The 17,594-nt window shown below is 61.5% G+C and carries 11 protein-coding genes and 1 pseudogene; 9 read left to right on the top strand and 3 right to left on the bottom strand.

Going from position 1 to position 17,594, the window contains the following annotated elements; genetic code table 11:
- Window positions 1-128: 128 nt before the first annotated feature.
- On the bottom strand, window positions 129-2,828 hold the full coding sequence (locus KHO31_RS21515; RefSeq protein ID WP_211624118.1) for a LuxR C-terminal-related transcriptional regulator: 2,700 nt from the start codon (window positions 2,826-2,828) through the stop codon (window positions 129-131).
- A gap of 236 nt (window positions 2,829-3,064) precedes the next feature.
- On the opposite strand from KHO31_RS21515, the gene KHO31_RS21510 reads away from it, so the two are divergent.
- The 9 genes from KHO31_RS21510 (at window position 3,065) to KHO31_RS21470 (ending at window position 16,700) form a co-directional block, all read left to right on the top strand.
- Window positions 3,065-3,997 carry a hemerythrin domain-containing protein gene (locus tag KHO31_RS21510; protein ID WP_201073897.1) on the top strand — a complete coding sequence of 311 codons (933 nt, stop codon included), beginning with the start codon at window positions 3,065-3,067 and terminating at the stop codon, window positions 3,995-3,997.
- Between the two features lie 126 nt (window positions 3,998-4,123).
- Complete coding sequence (locus KHO31_RS21505) at window positions 4,124-4,498, top strand: BON domain-containing protein (RefSeq protein WP_201073899.1); 375 nt, start codon at window positions 4,124-4,126, stop codon at window positions 4,496-4,498.
- A 498-nt stretch (window positions 4,499-4,996) separates the two neighbouring features.
- Complete coding sequence (locus tag KHO31_RS21500; RefSeq protein ID WP_201073942.1) at window positions 4,997-5,998, top strand: AraC family transcriptional regulator; 1,002 nt, start codon at window positions 4,997-4,999, stop codon at window positions 5,996-5,998.
- Window positions 5,999-6,245: 247 nt separating this feature from the next.
- Entirely contained in the window at window positions 6,246-8,048 is a 1,803-nt protein-coding gene (locus tag KHO31_RS21495; protein WP_201073900.1) for an acyl-CoA dehydrogenase, read from the top strand.
- Window positions 8,049-8,065: 17 nt separating this feature from the next.
- On the top strand, window positions 8,066-9,739 hold the full coding sequence (locus KHO31_RS21490) for an electron transfer flavoprotein-ubiquinone oxidoreductase (protein WP_201073901.1): 1,674 nt from the start codon (window positions 8,066-8,068) through the stop codon (window positions 9,737-9,739).
- Window positions 9,740-9,800: 61 nt separating this feature from the next.
- Entirely contained in the window at window positions 9,801-10,988 is a 1,188-nt protein-coding gene (gene bktB, locus KHO31_RS21485; protein ID WP_201073902.1) for a beta-ketothiolase BktB, read from the top strand.
- An 81-nt stretch (window positions 10,989-11,069) separates the two neighbouring features.
- Window positions 11,070-13,733 (top strand): LuxR C-terminal-related transcriptional regulator, encoded by a 2,664-nt coding sequence (locus KHO31_RS21480; protein ID WP_211624116.1) that lies wholly within the window; start codon window positions 11,070-11,072, stop codon window positions 13,731-13,733.
- A 451-nt stretch (window positions 13,734-14,184) separates the two neighbouring features.
- On the top strand, window positions 14,185-15,369 hold the full coding sequence (locus KHO31_RS21475; RefSeq protein WP_201073904.1) for a porin: 1,185 nt from the start codon (window positions 14,185-14,187) through the stop codon (window positions 15,367-15,369).
- 119 nt (window positions 15,370-15,488) lie between these two features.
- Window positions 15,489-16,700 carry a methyl-accepting chemotaxis protein gene (locus KHO31_RS21470; protein WP_201073905.1) on the top strand — a complete coding sequence of 404 codons (1,212 nt, stop codon included), beginning with the start codon at window positions 15,489-15,491 and terminating at the stop codon, window positions 16,698-16,700.
- 179 nt (window positions 16,701-16,879) lie between these two features.
- On the opposite strand, the pseudogene KHO31_RS21465 reads toward KHO31_RS21470, so the two are convergent.
- Both KHO31_RS21465 and KHO31_RS21460 read right to left on the bottom strand, forming a co-directional pair.
- Window positions 16,880-17,049, bottom strand: a pseudogene (locus KHO31_RS21465) (phosphotransferase family protein); the annotation flags it as partial.
- 121 nt (window positions 17,050-17,170) lie between these two features.
- Window positions 17,171-17,594: NAD(P)(+) transhydrogenase (Re/Si-specific) subunit beta (locus KHO31_RS21460; RefSeq protein ID WP_201073907.1), on the bottom strand; the 424-nt coding region annotated here is incomplete at its 5' end.

Here is a 17,594-nt window from a genome sequence, read left to right as displayed (position 1 = left end):
TGCGGCCAGGAATTCGCGGCATCGTGGCGCGTCGTGCAGGGAAGAATACGGAAAGGAGCGCGTACCGACCCCTCCCAAAGCGGGAGGGGCGGAACATCAAGGTGAACAGCGCGCGGGGCGGCGCAAACTCATGCGCCTTCGAGCAAACCCAGCACCAACGCTCTTCGAACAGCATGCTTTCGCGAGCTGGCGTCGAGCTTTCCAAAGAGATTCTTGAGGTGCCACTTGACGGTGCCCTCTCCCACCGCGGCCGCAACCGCAATCTCTTTGTTCGACAGATTGCGCGCCAGTAGCTCGAGAATTTCGCGCTCCTTGGGCGTTAGCACAACGCTCGGCACAGCCCGCGGCACGGTAGCCTGCCGGCCTGGTGGCGGCACGGCGATGCGTGCTGCCGCAATCGCCCGGATGCCTTCGCCGGATTCGGACTGCCCTTCGCTAACTCGCCGCGCCCAGTCCGCGAGAGCGGGATGGGCGTCGGCCAGCGTACGAGTCAGACGGAACGTTTGCGCGAGATTCATTGCCTCGCGAAGCAGTGCGAGCCCGTTAGCGCCGGACTGCTCCAGCGCGAATGCGCGCATCGCCATGATTTCAATCTGATATCGACCAAGCTTCATCGCCTCGGCGGCAACGCCTGCCTGCGCGAGATCGTCAAGCGCTTCCTGCCAGCGTCGCGCCGCAATCGCAGCGCCTGCATGCGCCAACCCGACCAGCAGCCCGACCGATTGCCTCCACAGCGGCCCCGTGTTCGGCTCCGCCTCGGCCACCGTGTCGTCGATACGCCGCACCAGCGCGTCGCACATTTGCGTGCGATATCGGCCTGCATGAATGCGCACCTGTTCAGCCATGCTGGCAATGCACAGGCGCGGCAGGCGCCGGCTCACACCCATCGCGTACATTGCCTCGAGGAGATCGAGTGCCCGGTGTTCGTTGCCTTTGACCGCGGCGATGCGCGCCGCGGTGCGGTAGGCGAGCAACACGGTATCTGGCGTGCCGCCTCGCTCCAGAATGTCCAGCCGATTGGCCAGCAACGCAGCGGCCTCGTCGATACGATCGGCTTCGTAGCTCAGCGCGGCGCATGTCGCCGCAAACATGCACGAGAGCGGATGGCGGCGGCCAAGATCCGCGTCCGCGCTTGCCAGTGCTGGACGGAGCACCTCCTCGGCAAGCACGAGTTGTCCTTCCCACACGTAGCTGAAGCCGACAATGTAATCGCCCCAGCGCACCACGTAGCCGATCCCTTTGCCGACTTCGGCTCGCTTTGCCGCCAATTGGAAGCGACGCGCCTGCGCGGGCTGGCCGAGGAGAATCGCGCGTACCGCGAGGCGGTTTGCATGAACCTGGGCGAGCCATGAATTGCCAGCGGGAGCGAATTCGGCCCAGGGCGCGAACAGGTCCACGAACTGGTCGATCTCGTCGGCGTAATAGGCGGCAGCGCACAGGATGAGCGCGCATTCGTAGCGCAGTTGAGCGTCGGCGTCGGGACTGGCAAGGACGCGTTGCACCTGAAGTTCAGCCTCCTTGTGCCGCTCGCCCAGCGCCAAGGCCCAAGCCGCCGCCAGCAACAAGCGCGGACGCCGTTCGAGTTCGTCCGCAGGGAGCAGATCGAGCCATTCGAGAACCGCAGTCAGGCGCCCCTCCTTGACGGCGTCATGCAGGCAACGCTCCGCCAGCTCGTACGCAGTTTGATGCTGACCTGCAGCGTGAGCATGCCTCGCGGCTTGTTCGATCATGCCGTGCCCGTTCAGCCAGGCGGCAGCACGACCATGCAGCGCAGCCCGTTCGGCGGCAGGCACATGAGCGAGGCGGCCTTGCAGCGCGTCGCGCACCAGCGTATGAAGCCAGCACCATGCGCCGTCCTCGGAGGTCACGAACACCGGCGTCTCACGCACGAGGCGTGACAGCCGCTCCGGTGACTGCGGATCGCCCGTCAACGCCTGACAGAGTTCCGGGTGCAGCGAGTCCAATAAGCTGGTGCGCGTGAGGAAATCGGTATCTTCCGAAGAAAGCTCGGCGATCAGCGTCCCGACGAGGTGTTCACGCAGTCCGCCCTGGTTGGCCGCCATGGTCTCCACGACCTTCCGGGGATCCGGGGCGCGCGCCATTGCCGCCATCGCAAGCTGCAAGCCGAGCGGCCAGCCATCCGTCAGCTCGAACAGCCTCGCGCACGCGTCGGTGTCGAAACGCGACCCAAAACGATTGGCAATAAGTCCAATCGTCTCTTCGAGACGAAAGCGCAGCATCTCGGGATCGACCAGTATGCATTGCCCGTAGGCGATCAGATCGGCAACCACGGTATCGATTCTGCGACGCGCAGCGACGGCCACGCGAAGGTTCTGCGGTGCATTGTGCAAGACATAAATCAGTGCAGTCAGGCCGGCGTCGGGTAGACGGTCGGCCTCGTCGACGATCAATAGAACATCGCCAGAAAACTGTGCGACTTCCGCCAGCCAGGCGGTCACGCCGTCCAGTTCGCCGACCGCGCCCATGGCGCCGTCAAGCAGCAATCGTCCGAAGGCGGGGCGGGCGCAGCCTGCCCGCATGGCATGGACGAGCCCCTGGAGGAGCCGCTGAGGGTCATCTCGCTCATCCACCGAAAGGAAGGCGACCGCGGCACCATGCGCGAGGGTTTCCCTGCGCCATTGGGCTAGCAGAGAGGTCTTGCCGTAGCCAGCCGGCGCTTGCACGAGGGCGATCGACTGATCGCCGAAGTGCAACGCGTGCGCGGCTAGCCGGTCACGCACCAGCAGATGTGCCGGCGCACGCGGCGCGATGGTCTTCAGGACGAGCGCCGTGGCTACACTCCCAGCGCCTGTAGGTGTTGATGCCATCTTGCGGGGCCTGTCGAGGCTCCCGACGGTCATTGCCGGCTGCCGCAGGGAGCGAAATAAGGGGAAGGTTCAAGCGTACCACCCGAACGCCTGAAGCCCCCTCCCTTCGTGGGAGGGGTGAGCGAATCGACCGCAGACTAAGATGAGTTCCAACAGACTTCCAATGCGAAGCCAGCAGATGAGCTTGCAACTGCTCAGCAGGATCTGCAAACGTCGAATGCAGCACAAGGGATACCATGTATCGGCACTTTCTCGTCCCTGTGGGCGACATTGGTTCATGCATTGAAGCAACCGGTCACGCAGTCGCGTTTGCCCAGTCGATGGGTGCGCGCGTGAGCTTCCTGCCGATACTGTACCAACATGCTGCCGCACTGCACCGCCAGGACTCGCGCGCAAGCGACGTCAGGGAGCGTGCTTTGGAACTGCTGGCGCGGGCCGAGGCCGCGGCGCGCGCGCAGGGCGTGCCGTATTCGTCCATCGCTCCCAGCAACGAAACGTCGTTCGACAGCATCGTCGCGGCGGCAGTCAAATCTGGATGCGATCTGATTTGCATCACCCCTGGCCAGCGGCTGGCCGAAGCGGGCGACGTCGTGTTTGCGGCGTCGGACGGCGCTGATGCGGGAAACGTGGCAGTCCTGATATGCGCCGCTGACCGGCGACCTGCGACCTCGCACGCGATCGGCATACTCCTCGACGAACACCGCGCCATCGCCGATACCCTCCATGCGCTGCTGGACATGGCCCGCGCCGCACGAGCCGCCGGCCAGGAGCCCGAAGCGATATCAATGCGTGAGGCGGTCAAGCGCATTCGCGATCTGCAGATACGCCGGCATCGTCTTAAGGAAGAGGCCCGGTTTTTCCCACGACTGCGCGAGCGCACGTCCGTTGCGGATGCCGAACTTGATGAGCTCGAATGCCAGCATCAGCGCGACATACAACTCCTCCAGGAACTCACCGAACTTGTCGAGCGTGACGCGGAACCGGGTGTCCCAGCTGGGCGGCTTGAACAGGCGCTAAGCGCTTACGCGCAATTCACATGGGAGCATCTGGGACGGGAAGAAGGCGTGGTACTGCCGGCCGCGCGGCGCTATCTGCGAAACGAGGACTGGAACGAAATCGCGGCGGCATTCGACGCAACGGCTGCGGATTCCACCACGGCGAAACCCTGACTCGTATCGGCCACGGGCCTGACAGCGCGCACGCAAGATAGGGAGACGTCGATTCATGCTCGAATCGACTCGAAATTGCAGGAAAACGGACTATCACACTTAATCAATAAAACTGGAGATAAATCGATGAAAAAAGCAACTGCACTCAAGTTGGCGGCTAGCGGAATGTTCGCGCTGGCGTCTATCAGCGCGTGGGCTCAGTCTAGCCAGACAGCCGCTGCCTCAACCGGACCGGCAAAATCGGCATCGGCTGGAGTCGATGCCAAAGCCGCTAAACGGGCGAATCGCGAACTGGCCAAACAAGTTCGCACGGCGATTGCCAAAGAGAAGAGCATCGACGCCGCAAACATCAGTGTGAAAGCGAAGGGCGGCGCGGTAACCCTTTACGGAACCGTGCCGGCCACGTCTCAGATCGACGCAGCAGCCTCAGTAGCGAAAGCGGTCCCTGGTGTGACATCGGTCAAGAATCAGATCGTGATTCAGCAGACATTCGGTCAGTAATCTCCTTTCGGGGCGTGCGCATTTGCCCCACGGAATCGAAACCATTCCGTGGACTCTCGCGATGCCTCGAAACCCCTCCTGGGGCACGGGGCGATATGGCTTTCACTGTTCGCGACGTGACACCGGCGCCAACGCCTGAACGTTTTTATCCAATCACCTACCTTTCAATTTATTATGCATTGCAAATCAACTGTGTCTAATCTCGAGCCGGACGAAGTGAAGGCGAACTCAACTGCAACCGCCCTCCACTCCATTGCCAAGAATGAGCACGAAAGTAACGCGCCGCAAGCAGAAGCGCCGGCCACGCGCATACCAAAGGCAACGTGGGCGTGGGCTGAAAGTTCCAGACACTTCGACTGGATGGACTGGCATACGCCCTCGGCCCTCGCGAGCGTCACGGACTTTGACCTGTAGACAGGCGGGCTGGTTACCTGGTCTGAACGGTGCCGTACAATGGCTGACGTGGTGAACCGACATCAACGAGCCTCGTCAACGCCCATGCAATCGCCCAGCGCCACCGTCCCGATCTCACTCGTCAACGGTTTCCTTGCCGCCGCAGGTGCACGGCCGGATCTGGTCGGCAAATACCTGAACGAAGCCAGCATCTCCCCCGCGCTTCTGACCGAACCGGGCGCGCGAGTCACAGAGGAACAGTTTTCGACCTTATACCGTGCCCTCGCCATTGAATTCGACGATGAAATGCCGGGCATCTTCGCCCGTCCGATGCGCAGCGGCACACTGAAGTTTCTCTGCCTGAGCCTGCTCGATGCGCCCAACCTGGAAATTGCCATGCATCGGTTTGGGCAGTTCTTTCACATTGTCCTCGATGACTTCAGGTTCGAATCGCGCAGGGACGGCCTGGTCGCATGCGTGGCCCTTCACCCTGATCCAGCGTCCACCGTCAGCATGCTTGGGCAGCAGCTCATGCTAAAGCTCGCACACGGCGTGGCATCGTGGCTGATCGGTCAGAAGATCCCCCTGCTGCAAGTCGAGTTCGCGTTTTCCTGTCCACCGCACACGGTGGATCATCTGTACCTGTTCCCTGGACCCGTCCATTTCGACTGCCAGCAAACGCTGATGCGCTTCAGCGCCGCGTATTTCGACATGCCCATCCGCCAACGCAAAACGAACTTGCGCAAATTTCTCGCACGGGCACCCGAGGACTGGATTTTTGTTTCCTTTAGCGAGCAGCTCACGAGCCACCGCATCAGACAGTACCTTGCCTCCTGTTTGCCGGACGTGCCGACCGTCGAAGACGCCGCGCGGAGTCTTCACTGCTCGGTGCGCACGTTATGCCGGCGCCTCGCCGCAGAGGACACCGCATTTCAAACGCTGAAGGACGAACTGCGGCGTGATATCGCGATCCAGCGACTCACCGGCACCAAAGACCCGATCGCCTCGATCGCGGGTGATGTCGGCTTTGACGAACCCACCGCCTTTCATCGGGCCTTTCGTCATTGGACTGGCAGCACGCCCGGTGAGTACCGCCGGCAACCCTGAGCGCGACCCTACCCGCCTCACGGGACTATCGAACGGCATCCGGATCCGCTGACCCGCGCAATGGGGTAAACGCGCATCCGCGGCTCGTCTCATTCGCAAGTCGTGGCCGATTTTGTCAATAGATGGGCCGATTTAGGTAGCCGATTTACACCCAATCGAGACTACGATCGCTTCACTGTTACCGTGCCGGGCCATCTTGCCTGCCCTGCCCGCGTCCCCTCTTCGATTGCATTTCTGGAAATCCATCATGAGCTATACGGCGCCCGTCAAGGACATGCTGTTTGTCATCAATGAACTTGCCCATCTCGATCGCGTGTCGGCGCTCCCGGGCTTCGAGGACGCTACTGCGGACACTGCGCAGGCAGTGCTCGATGAAGCGGCGAAGTTCAACGCGGACGTGATTGCGCCGTTGAATTTCGAAGGCGACAAAAATCCGAGTACCTGGCGCGATGGCGAGGTTGTCGCCACGCCGGGTTTCAAGGAAGCCTTCCGCCAGTTCGGCGAAGGTGGTTGGCAAGGTGTCGTGCATCCGGTCGAATACGGTGGCCAGGGCCTGCCTAAACTGCTGGCGACACCGTGCATCGAAATGCTGAACGCCGCCAACCTGTCGCTTGCCCTGTGCCCGCTGCTGACCGACGGCGCAATTGAAGCGCTGCTGACAGCCGGCACGGAAGCGCAGAAGCAAGCTTATGTACCGAAGCTGATCTCCGGCGAATGGACCGGAACGATGAACCTGACCGAACCCCAGGCCGGCTCGGATCTGGCCTTGGTGCGCACACGCGCCGAGCCCCAAGGCGACGGAACGTATCGCGTGTTCGGCACCAAGATCTTTATCACGTGGGGCGAGCACGACATGGCGAAAAACATCGTCCATCTCGTGCTGGCTCGTACGCCCAATGCGCCCGAAGGCGTCAAGGGCATCTCCCTCTTTGCCGTACCAAAGTTCCTCGTCAACGAAGACGGTTCGCTGGGCGAGCGCAATGATGTGCATTGCGTGTCGATCGAACACAAGCTCGGCATCAAGGCGAGCCCGACCGCGGTGCTGCAGTTCGGCGATCATGGTGGCGCGATCGGCCAACTGATCGGCGAGGAGAATCGCGGCCTCGAGTACATGTTCATCATGATGAATGCGGCCCGCTTTGGCGTGGGTGTGCAGGGTATCGCCGTTGCTGAACGCGCGTATCAGAAGGCCGTTGCGTACGCGAAGGATCGCGTGCAAAGCCGGCCGGTGGATGGCTCCGCGAAACAGTCCGTGGCGATCATCCAGCACCCGGACGTGCGCCGCATGCTGCTGACGATGCGTGCGCTCACCGAGGGCGCCCGTGCGCTCGCCTACGTCGCAGCGGCGCATAGCGACATCGCCCATCGCCACGCGGACGCAGCCGTGCAGGCGGAACACCAGGCCATCTACGAATATCTCGTGCCAGTTGTGAAGGGCTGGAGCACGGAACTCTCGATCGAAGTGGCGAGCCTGGGCGTGCAGGTGCACGGCGGGATGGGCTTCATTGAGGAGACGGGCGCTGCCCAGTACTATCGCGATGCCCGCATCCTGACGATCTACGAAGGCACCACGGCGATTCAGGCGAACGATCTGATCGGGCGCAAAACCCTGCGCGACGGCGGCGCGGTGGCAAAGGCAATCCTCGCCCAGATTGATCGAACGCTGGGTGAACTGGAAGGCTGTGCGTCGTTCTCCTCCAACCCTGCGTACCGGTCGCTGCACAAGCGACTCACGACAGGCCGTGAGGCGCTTGCAAGCGCAGTGGAATTCATGCTCGCCAACGCCAAAAGCGATCCGAATGCGGTATTTGCCGGCGGTGTGCCCTACCTGAAGCTGGCTGGCATCGTCCTGGTGGGCTGGCAATTTGCACGTGCCCTGCTGGTGGCTGAGGAGAAGCACGCTGAAGATAAGTCGTTCTACGACTCGAAGATCGCAACCGCTCACTTCTTTGCCGATCACGTCCTGCCCCAAGCCGTCGCGCTTGAGGCATCCATCGTCAGCGCGAAGAACAACGAAGGCATGTTGGCGCTGAGTGAAGACCAGTTCTAAAGAAAAGGCATCGCATCGTGACAGACGCAAGTCTCATTGAACAGTACGGTCCACGCGAGTCGATGGAATACGACGTCGTGATCGTCGGCGGCGGCCCGGCTGGCCTGTCCGCAGCGATCCGCCTGAAGCAGTTGGCGGCTGGGAAAGGCGTCGAGCTTGGCGTGTGCGTACTGGAAAAAGGCTCGGAGATCGGGGCGCATATCCTGTCGGGCGCGGTCATGGATCCGCGCGCCATCACCGAACTGATCCCGGACTGGAAGGAAAAAGGTGCACCGCTAACGGTCGACGTGACCGAAGACAAATTCCTCTTCCTGACCGAAACCGGGTCGAAGAGCGTGCCGACCTGGGCGCTGCCGGATAACTTCAAGAACCACGGCAACTATGTGATCAGCCTCGCGAATGTCACGCGCTGGCTGGGTCAGCAGGCTGAAGCGCTGGGCGTCGAGATTTTTCCGGGCTTCCCGGCTGCTGAAATCTTGTACAACGACGATGGCTCGGTCAAAGGCGTCGCGACCGGTAATCTGGGCATCGGCAAGGATGGCGAGCCGACCGAGAATTTCCAGCTCGGCATGGAATTGCACGCGAAATACACGCTGTTCTGCGAAGGCGCACGCGGGCATCTGGGCCGTCAACTGAATGACAAATTCAAGCTGCGCGAAGGCGTTGATCCGCAGGTTCACGGCATCGGCATCAAGGAACTGTGGGAAATCGATCCGGCCAAGCACAAGCCGGGTCTGGTGATGCACACCGCCGGCTGGCCGCTGGAGAACGACACGTACGGTGGCTCGTTCCTCTATCACATGGACAACAACCAGGTGGTGGTGGGCTTCGTGGTCGGCCTGGGCTACACGAACCCGTATCTGTCACCGTTCGAGGAATTCCAGCGCTACAAGACACATCCGGCGATCCGGGCGATTCTGGAAGGTGGCAAGCGGGTGTCGTACGGCGCGCGGGCGATCACCGCGGGCGGCCTGCTGTCGCTGCCGAAGCTGGTGTTCCCGGGCGGCGCGCTGGTGGGTGACGATGCGGGCTTCCTGAACGCATCGCGGATCAAGGGTTCGCACGCGGCGATCAAGACCGGCATGCTGGCCGCTGAGGCTGCTTTTGAGGCAGTCCAGGCAGGCCGCACCAGCGATGAGCTGACGGCGTATCCGGAGTCGTTCAAGACCTCGTGGCTGCATACCGAACTGCATCGCGCGCGCAATTTCAAGCAGTGGATGAGCAAGGGCCTGTACCTCGGCACGCTGATGGTCGGCATCGAGCAGAAGCTGCTGGGCGGCAACGTGCCGTGGACGCTGCATCACCAGCATTCCGATCACGAGATGCTGAAGCCTGCGTCGCAGTGCAAGCCGATTGTCTATCCGAAGCCGGATGGGAAACTGACGTTCGACCGGCTCTCTTCCGTGTTCATCTCGAACACCAACCATGAAGAGAACCAGCCGGCTCACCTGACGCTGAAAGATCCTTCGGTGCCAGTGAATGTGAATCTGCAGACCTATGCGGGTCCGGAGTCACGCTACTGCCCGGCCGCAGTGTATGAGTTCGTGAAGAACGATGACGGCAGCGAGCGGCTCGTGATCAACGCGCAGAACTGCGTGCACTGCAAGACCTGCGACATCAAGGACCCGACCCAGAATATCGTCTGGGTGACGCCTGAAGGCGGCGGCGGTCCCAACTACCCGAATATGTGATTCGATACGCGGGACGTCGAAAACGATGCCCGCGAGCGCCATCTAGATCAAGGAGTGCAACGTGCAAAGAGAAGTCGTTATTGTGAGCGGTGTGCGCACCGCCATTGGGAAATTCGGCGGAAGCCTGAAAGACGTACCGCCGACAGAGCTTGCAGCCCTTGTCGTGCGAGAGGTGCTGGCACGGTCCAACGTTGCCGGCGATCAGGTAGGGCATGTGGTTTTCGGCAATGTGATTGCGACTGAACCCAAAGACATGTACATGGCACGTGTGGCCGCCATTAACGGCGGTGTCTCCGAGTCAGCGCCGGCACTGACCGTGAACCGTCTGTGCGGCTCCGGACTACAGGCCATTATCTCCGCCGCGCAGGCCATTCTGCTAGGTGACGCCGACGTTGCCATAGGTGGCGGCGCAGAAAACATGAGCCGTGCGCCGTACATCACCCCCGACGCACGCTTTGGCGTTCGGATGGGCGATGCGCGTCTGGTCGACATGATGCTCGGCGCACTGAACGATCCCTTCCATACTGTACCGATGGGGATCACGGCAGAAAACGTCGCCCAGAAATATGGCATCACGCGCGAACAGCAGGACGCGTTGGCGATGGAATCGCACCGCCGCGCGGCACATGCGATCGCCGAAGGGCGCTTCAAGGAGCAGATTGTTCCTGTGACACGTAAAGTGAAGGGAAAGGAAGTGTCGTTCGACACGGACGAACACGTGCGTCCGGACGTCTCCCTTGACGACCTTTCCGGCATGCGGCCCGCTTTCCAGAAGACCGGTGGCACCGTAACAGCAGGCAACGCATCCGGTATCAATGACGCCGCCGCCGCGGTCCTGATGATGGAGCGCGGTGCTGCGGAACAACGCGGGGTCAAGCCTCTCGCCCGCCTCGTGTCCTACGCTCATGCCGGCGTGGATCCGCTCTACATGGGCATCGGTCCCGTGCCTGCTACGCGCATCGCGCTCGAACGTGCGGGCCTGAGTATTCACGATATCGACGTGATCGAGGCAAACGAAGCATTCGCGGCACAAGCCTGCGCCGTCGCACAAGAACTCCAGCTCGACGCTGCCAAGGTGAATCCCAATGGCTCCGGTATTTCACTGGGTCACCCGATCGGCGCAACAGGCGCGCTGATCACCGTCAAGGCTCTCCATGAACTGAAGCGCGTTAATGGGCGCTTCGCGCTGGTGACCATGTGCATCGGTGGCGGTCAAGGTATCGCGGCCATCTTCGAAAATCTTCAATAGCCGCCGAGAACCGAGGGCTCCCGCCACGTACAGGTAACTGCCAGAATCGCCGCATTCGAGAGCATCAAACTACCCGTCACGATGGAACTCACCCTTAAGATCAGTCCACCACGAGCCCCACGGCACCTGCTTGCCCGCACGCGCCTGAGCTCCAATGGCGAGCGCTTTCGCGACCGGCCGGTGGCGATCGTGCAGGCGCCACCAGGCTTCGGCAAGACATCGCTCCTGGCTCAATGGCGCCACGAGCAACTGATGCGTGGCTGCGTCGTGGCGTGGCTCTCGCTTGACGGACGCGACGACCCGAGGCGTCTGTTCATGGGACTGATGCTTGCTGTCCGCGCGGGTTCCGGGCGGGCAGCATTTGGGAAACACTTACTCGAAGGTGGCGCAGCGCCCGATGCGCCGCTCGAAGCGATCACGGCCTGGCTGGCCGAGGTCGCCCGCACGGCACTCGATATCGTTCTGATTCTCGACGAAGCGGCGCCACTTCCGCAGGCGAGCCAGGAAGTGCTGGTTTACCTGTTCGAGAATCTGCCCGCCAATCTGCGTGTCGTGTTTGCCTCGCGTGGCGGATACGACAAGCTTATCGCGCGCTTGATCCCCTATGGCACGTGTACGGCCGTGGACGCCGCGACGCTTCGCTTTCGCCTCGATGAAACCATCGCCCTGATCGGCAGCCGGTTTGGTGCCGATGTCGATGCAGATACAAGTGCAAGATTGCACGACATCACCGAAGGGTGGCCACTCGGCCTGCAACTCGCGCTCGACGCGATCGCCGATACACACGATCCATCTGCCGGTATCGACGCTTTCGCAAGCAGCACCGGTGGCATCCAGAGGCGCTTCGTGAGCGCACTTTTTGAGCGGCTCAACAGCGACGACATCCGCTTTCTCACGCTCATCTCGATCGTCGACCTGTTGCATGGGGACCTCTGCTCTGCGCTCTCCGGGTTCCCCGATGCAAGGCAACGGCTATTGCGCCTTGCAGGTGAAACCCCGCTTCTTTGCAACGCGCAGGGTCGCAGCGGCTGGTACCGTCTGCACGCCATGGCGCGCGAGGTGCTGCGCGAGAATGTCGCTGATCTGCCCCACGCCGAGCTGACTTGCCTGCATAAACGTGCCATGCAGTGGTTGGCCGACCATGGCATGACCGTGGCGGCAGCGCGGCACGCACTGGCATGTGGCGAAGAGGAGACAGCCTATAGACTCGTGCAACGTAGCTTGCATGAAGCCGTCACCCAGGGCCACCTTGTTGATGTGGCCGAGTGGCGCGAATGGTTGCCTGAGGCGGTGCTGGACCGGCATCCACAGTTGCGCATCGCGATCGCATGGGCACTCGCCATGAGCGACCGGCACCAGGACGCCGAGGCACAGGCTCAAGCCGTTCTCCTCAGCATGCGGCCAGACGAGGCGACACGCTATGAGATCGATCTGATCCTGAGCGCTGCCGCCTATTTCGCTGACGAGCCGGACCGCGCAGAATGTCTGATGGAGAAGTGGGGGGAGACTTCCCCGGTAGGCGACGCGTGGCTGCAACAGGTGCACGCAAACCGGCTTGCCGCGCGAGCATTGATGAACGGCGATTACGCGGCGGCCCGTCAGTTGCAGCGGCGCGCACCGCACGGCAAAACCAGCGCCGCGTGCCGATACGTGAGTCGATGGCGCGACTACATGACCGGCCTTGGGTATCTGTTCGAGGGGCAATTTTTGCTGGCGGAGCGCGCACTGCGCCCCGCGCTCGACCGTGCCGACAACGACCTTGGCCGGCGGCACCCGTTCTCCTGCATGATTGCAGCGCTTCTCGCCGCGACCCGATTCAAACGAGGCGACTTCGAGGAAGCGACAGCCTTGCTGGCAAACCGCCTGGACGTACTCGAACGCGGGGGAACACCCGACGCCGTGATCCTCGCGTACCGCACAGCAGCGCGTGTTGCAGTCGCGGCGGGTATGGAGCATCGCGCCATCGACCTGCTTGGAATACTCGATGCCATTGGCGCCGCGCGCAACATGCCGAGGCTGCGCGTGGCAAGCCTGACGGAGCAGATCCGGTTACATAGTGGCTGCTTCCGTTCCGCGACATGCCAGACGCTTGTCGAGCAGCTCGACCGAATCGTCGCCGCGCACACGGTGTCAGATGCGCCCATCACGCGTCGCACCCTGGTCTTACATCAGGATATTAGCCATGCTTACGTGGCTATCGCCGCTCAGGACTGGCGTGCAGCCAAGCATGCGCTCACTCGCGCGCAGGGGGTTGCCGAAGAGATGCGGCTCGGTGCGGCGCGCGTCGATATCATGACGTTGCGCGCCTTTGTTCTGGATCGCATCGGGGAAACGTCTACCGCGCTTCTGCGCGAGGCCGTGGGTCTTGGCGTGGCGTGCGGGATGAAGCTGGTACCTCTCGACCTGCATCCCGCCGTTGCCCTGTGGATGGACGCAGCCGACGGCGCCGCGAGCCCTTCCTCGCCGCCCGAACAGCAATCGTCGACGGTGGCCAATGCACCCGTGCCCGAGCGTCATGATGGCTTGCGTGCGACCCCAAGTATGGCTCTGACACCGAAGGAACGTGACGTGCTGGAGCTAGTCACCCGTCATCTCACCAATAAGGAAATCGCATTCGCCATGGGGATTGGCCAGGAAACAGTGAAGTGGCATATGAAGAACCTCTTCCTCAAGCTCGACGCGACGTCACGCAAGCAGATCGTTCGCCGGGCTCAACTCATGGGCCTGCTGCTGGAAGCCGCCTGAGCGTCCCATAGTGCGCCTGGGCACCGCCCTTCTCCCGCCACGCTTCTCGGACTAGTGCCGCCAATACGCCACGATACGCCACGATGCGCGAGCCTTTTGCGTCGGCCTCGTCGCGCCCTGAAGTTTCATGCAGGATCGCCACGAAAACGGATAGCTCCGTGAATGAACCAACCGCCATCTCGTCCTGTCGTTTGTCACGTAAGTACAACACTCGGGCGGGATGGTACGGGATACGAAGCATGAGATCAGGGTCTTCCAGCGACCGTGGACCTTGATATGAAGGGTCGGCCGGTGTTTATGCCATCACGGTATTCCTGAAAACCCGCCCCCCTTCTGCGAGGGGGAGGCGGCTGCGGCACGAGTACGTATGCTCTCGACCCAGATGCAACGTGGCCTTCATGAAACCAGGCCGTGGTGCCTCTCGTTAGAACAACGTTGCACAGGAGACCGCATGAAGTTGAGAATCACCGGGTGTGTAGCACTTTTGGCATGTGCTGGTGCCGCACACGCCCAATCATCCGTTACGCTGTACGGCACAGTCGACTCAGGCCTGCTCTGGCAGAACACCTCAGCCTCAGGAGCCGCTCCCTTCCTCCCGAACAGCAAACTTAACCCGAACACAGGATCCGTGTTCCGGCTCAAGGACGGCGGCATCTACTCCAGCATCTACGGCTTGAAGGGGACGGAGGACATCGGCGGCGGCTACAAGATCAACTTCCGGCTCCAGGGGTCGTTTGACAGTGGCACCGGCAAGTTCCAGCTGAGCGATACCCCGGGCACCCCTGCACTGTTCAACCAGATCGCAGCGGTCGGCGTATCGGGGCCCTTTGGCCGGATTGACGCGGGTCGGCAGCTCGCACCGATGGCCTACGCGTTCGCGGACACAGACGTACGCAATGCGCAGTTCTTCGGTAGCGTCCTGACCGCGTGGCTCACCATGAACACGGTGGGCGGGTGGCCCGGCAACAGCACGAATGGCCAGATCGGCGCGCTGTATGACAGCAATGCGCTGGTCTACAATTCGCCGTCGTTTTACGGCGTATCAGCCGCGTTGGAATACGCACCGGGCGGAGTGGCCGGCCAGATCCAGGGCGGCACGCGTGAGTCGGCCGTGCTCAAGTATTCGAACTACGGCCTGAATGCCGCAGCCGTCTACTACAACGGCCACGACGCCAGTCCCTATACCTATGCAGCGCCCACCACCGCAGTCCCGGCAACCGGCCTGAACAACAACCGCTTCGTCTACTTTGGCGCGAAGTACACGTGGCGCGGACTGTCAGTCTCCGGGTCCTTCAGCAACGGACGCAACCCGGCAAACGAGAACGGTAATCCCAAGATTTTCGCCGTATCGGGGGATTTCAATATGCTGACCGGTGGCATCGGGTATCGCTTCTCACCCGCGTTCGATATCACGTCGGGCGTCTACTATGTGAAGGACGAGAAGCACTCGCAAAATCAGTCGACCGCGTATGTACTGGGCGCCGACTACAACCTGTCAAAGAGCACCCTGCTCTACGCCGAGCTCGGCTACGTGTCGAACCGTGGCGCGATGAACCAGGAGCTTGTCTACGGTCAGCCTACCGCAGTCGGCATGAACACCGCTGCCGGCATGCTCGGCATTCGCCACTCCTTCTAAAGCCGGCACCCCGCGCGGCGCGCAGCGTTGCCGTCGCGGGGCTTGTCAGGCAGTCGGCACCCAAGGCCGCCCGCATGTGCGAGGCGGCATTTTTTGGTCATTTCCGCACGTAAATCGCCGTGAACAAATTCCGCATCAAGACCCGATTGATCACACTTGTTGCTGTTCTGCTTGCACTCGTGTTGCTGACTTCTGTTATGGGCAGCATCCGCCTTCTGCAGGCCGATGCTTCGATCGAGACCATTTACAACGATCGCGTGGTTGGTCCTGGTCAACTCAAAGGGGCCAATCCGCAGATCGACGAGGTTCAGCACGAATACGTCGAGGCGCATCACATGGTCAAACGGTTCATGGTGGTGAACGGGCTTGTGACAGGATTCACCCTCTGCGCCGCCGTGCTGACTTGCTGGATGCTGATACGTTCGATTACAAACCCGCTTTCGGAAGCGGTGAAGGTTGCGGAAACCGTGGCATCCGGCGACCTGACGTCGACAATCTCCGTAACTGGGCACGACGAAACAAGCGAGTTGCTGACTGCCCTCAAGCACATGAACGATAGTCTGATCAATATCGTGGGCGGAGTACGGTCAAGCAGTGAGGCTATCGGGTCCGCGACGAAACAGATCGCGGCAGGAAACATTGACCTGTCCTCTCGCACAGAGCAGCAGGCAGCGTCACTCGAAGAAACGGCCGCAAGCATGGAGCAATTGACGGGCGCCGTCCGTCACAATGCCGACAATGCACGTCATGCGACTGCCCTGGCTGGCAGCGCGTCTGACATTGCAGCCCGCGGTAATGAGGTTGTGGAGCGCGTGGTAGGAACAATGGGCGAGATCAGCGAGAGCTCCGCGCGGATCGCCGACATCATTGGAATAATTGAGGGCATCGCCTTCCAGACCAACATCCTCGCGCTCAACGCTGCGGTTGAAGCGGCACGCGCAGGCGAACAGGGGCGGGGTTTCGCCGTCGTCGCGCAGGAAGTTCGAGCGCTCGCTCAGCGCTCGTCCAGTGCCGCCAAGGAAATCAAGGAATTGATAGGGACATCGGTTGTGCGTGTCGCAGCAGGTACTGAGCTTGTCGGTGAAGCCGGGCGCACGATGCAGGAGATTATTCACGCCGTATCTTGTGTGACCGGCATCATGAGCGAGATTGCAGCAGCATCGGACGAGCAAAGCAAGGGTATCGACCAGGTTGGACAGGCGGTCACGCAAATGGACGAAGTCACGCAGCAAAACGCCGCGCTCGTCGAAGAGGCCGCCGCCGCAGCGCAATCGTTGCAGGATCAGGCGCTTAAACTCAATGCGGCTGTGGCGGTCTTCAGCGTGATGTGATGCCAGTCGGCCGATCGCGGTTTCTCCACGCAATTTCGGCTGACTGCGAGCGAATCATCGGTCATTGCAAGCGGATCTCATCATGCTGCGTGCCGGATCATTTGCTCCTGAAAGTCCGGTCACTTTGCTCTTCGAGGACGGCCACCGCCATGCGCGCCAATGGCGCTACCATCTTGCTCACTTTTCAGTAACGGTCCGGACGGCTGCCGGCGTAAGACATACTGGCCGCTTGCTGCCTTGAGCAAAAAAGTGGGATTCGACTGACCGCCTGAGAATTTTGCGCGGTCACAGGTCCGCTAAATCCCTTGACCGATTGTTCGAGGTAGAGCGCGAGCGCTTCCACGTCCATATCAGTAGCATCAATAGTCGTCATGCAACCCTCTTCGCGTACAGACATTGGAACTTGCTGACGTCGACTCGATCAAGATTTGGATGGCAATTGAAGCCAACCACGCGCCGTGGAAGGTACGTCATGCAGCCGCTTTCACCATATCCTCGATCACTTTCTTGGCATCGCCGAACACCATCATCGTCTTGTCCATGTAGAACAGGTCGTTGTCGAGGCCCGCGTAGCCCGCGGCCATCGAACGTTTGTTCACGATGACCGTGCGCGCCTTGTACGCCTCAATGATCGGCATGCCCGCGATCGGCGACTTTGGATCGTTCTTCGCCGCCGGGTTCACCACGTCGTTCGCACCGAGCACCAGCACCACGTCGACCTGTCCGAACTCGCCGTTGATGTCGTCCATTTCGTAGACCATGTCGTACGGCACTTCGGCTTCCGCGAGCAGCACGTTCATGTGGCCCGGCATCCGTCCGGCCACCGGGTGAATCGCGTACTTCACCTCGATGCCCTTCTCGACCAGCTTGTCGGTGAGTTCCTTCAACGCATGC

The sequence above is a fragment of the Paraburkholderia domus genome, assembly GCF_905220705.1.
Lineage (GTDB): Bacteria > Pseudomonadota > Gammaproteobacteria > Burkholderiales > Burkholderiaceae > Paraburkholderia > Paraburkholderia domus.
Note: the sequence above shows the minus strand (reverse complement) of the source record. Positions and strands in the feature narration are given on the sequence as shown.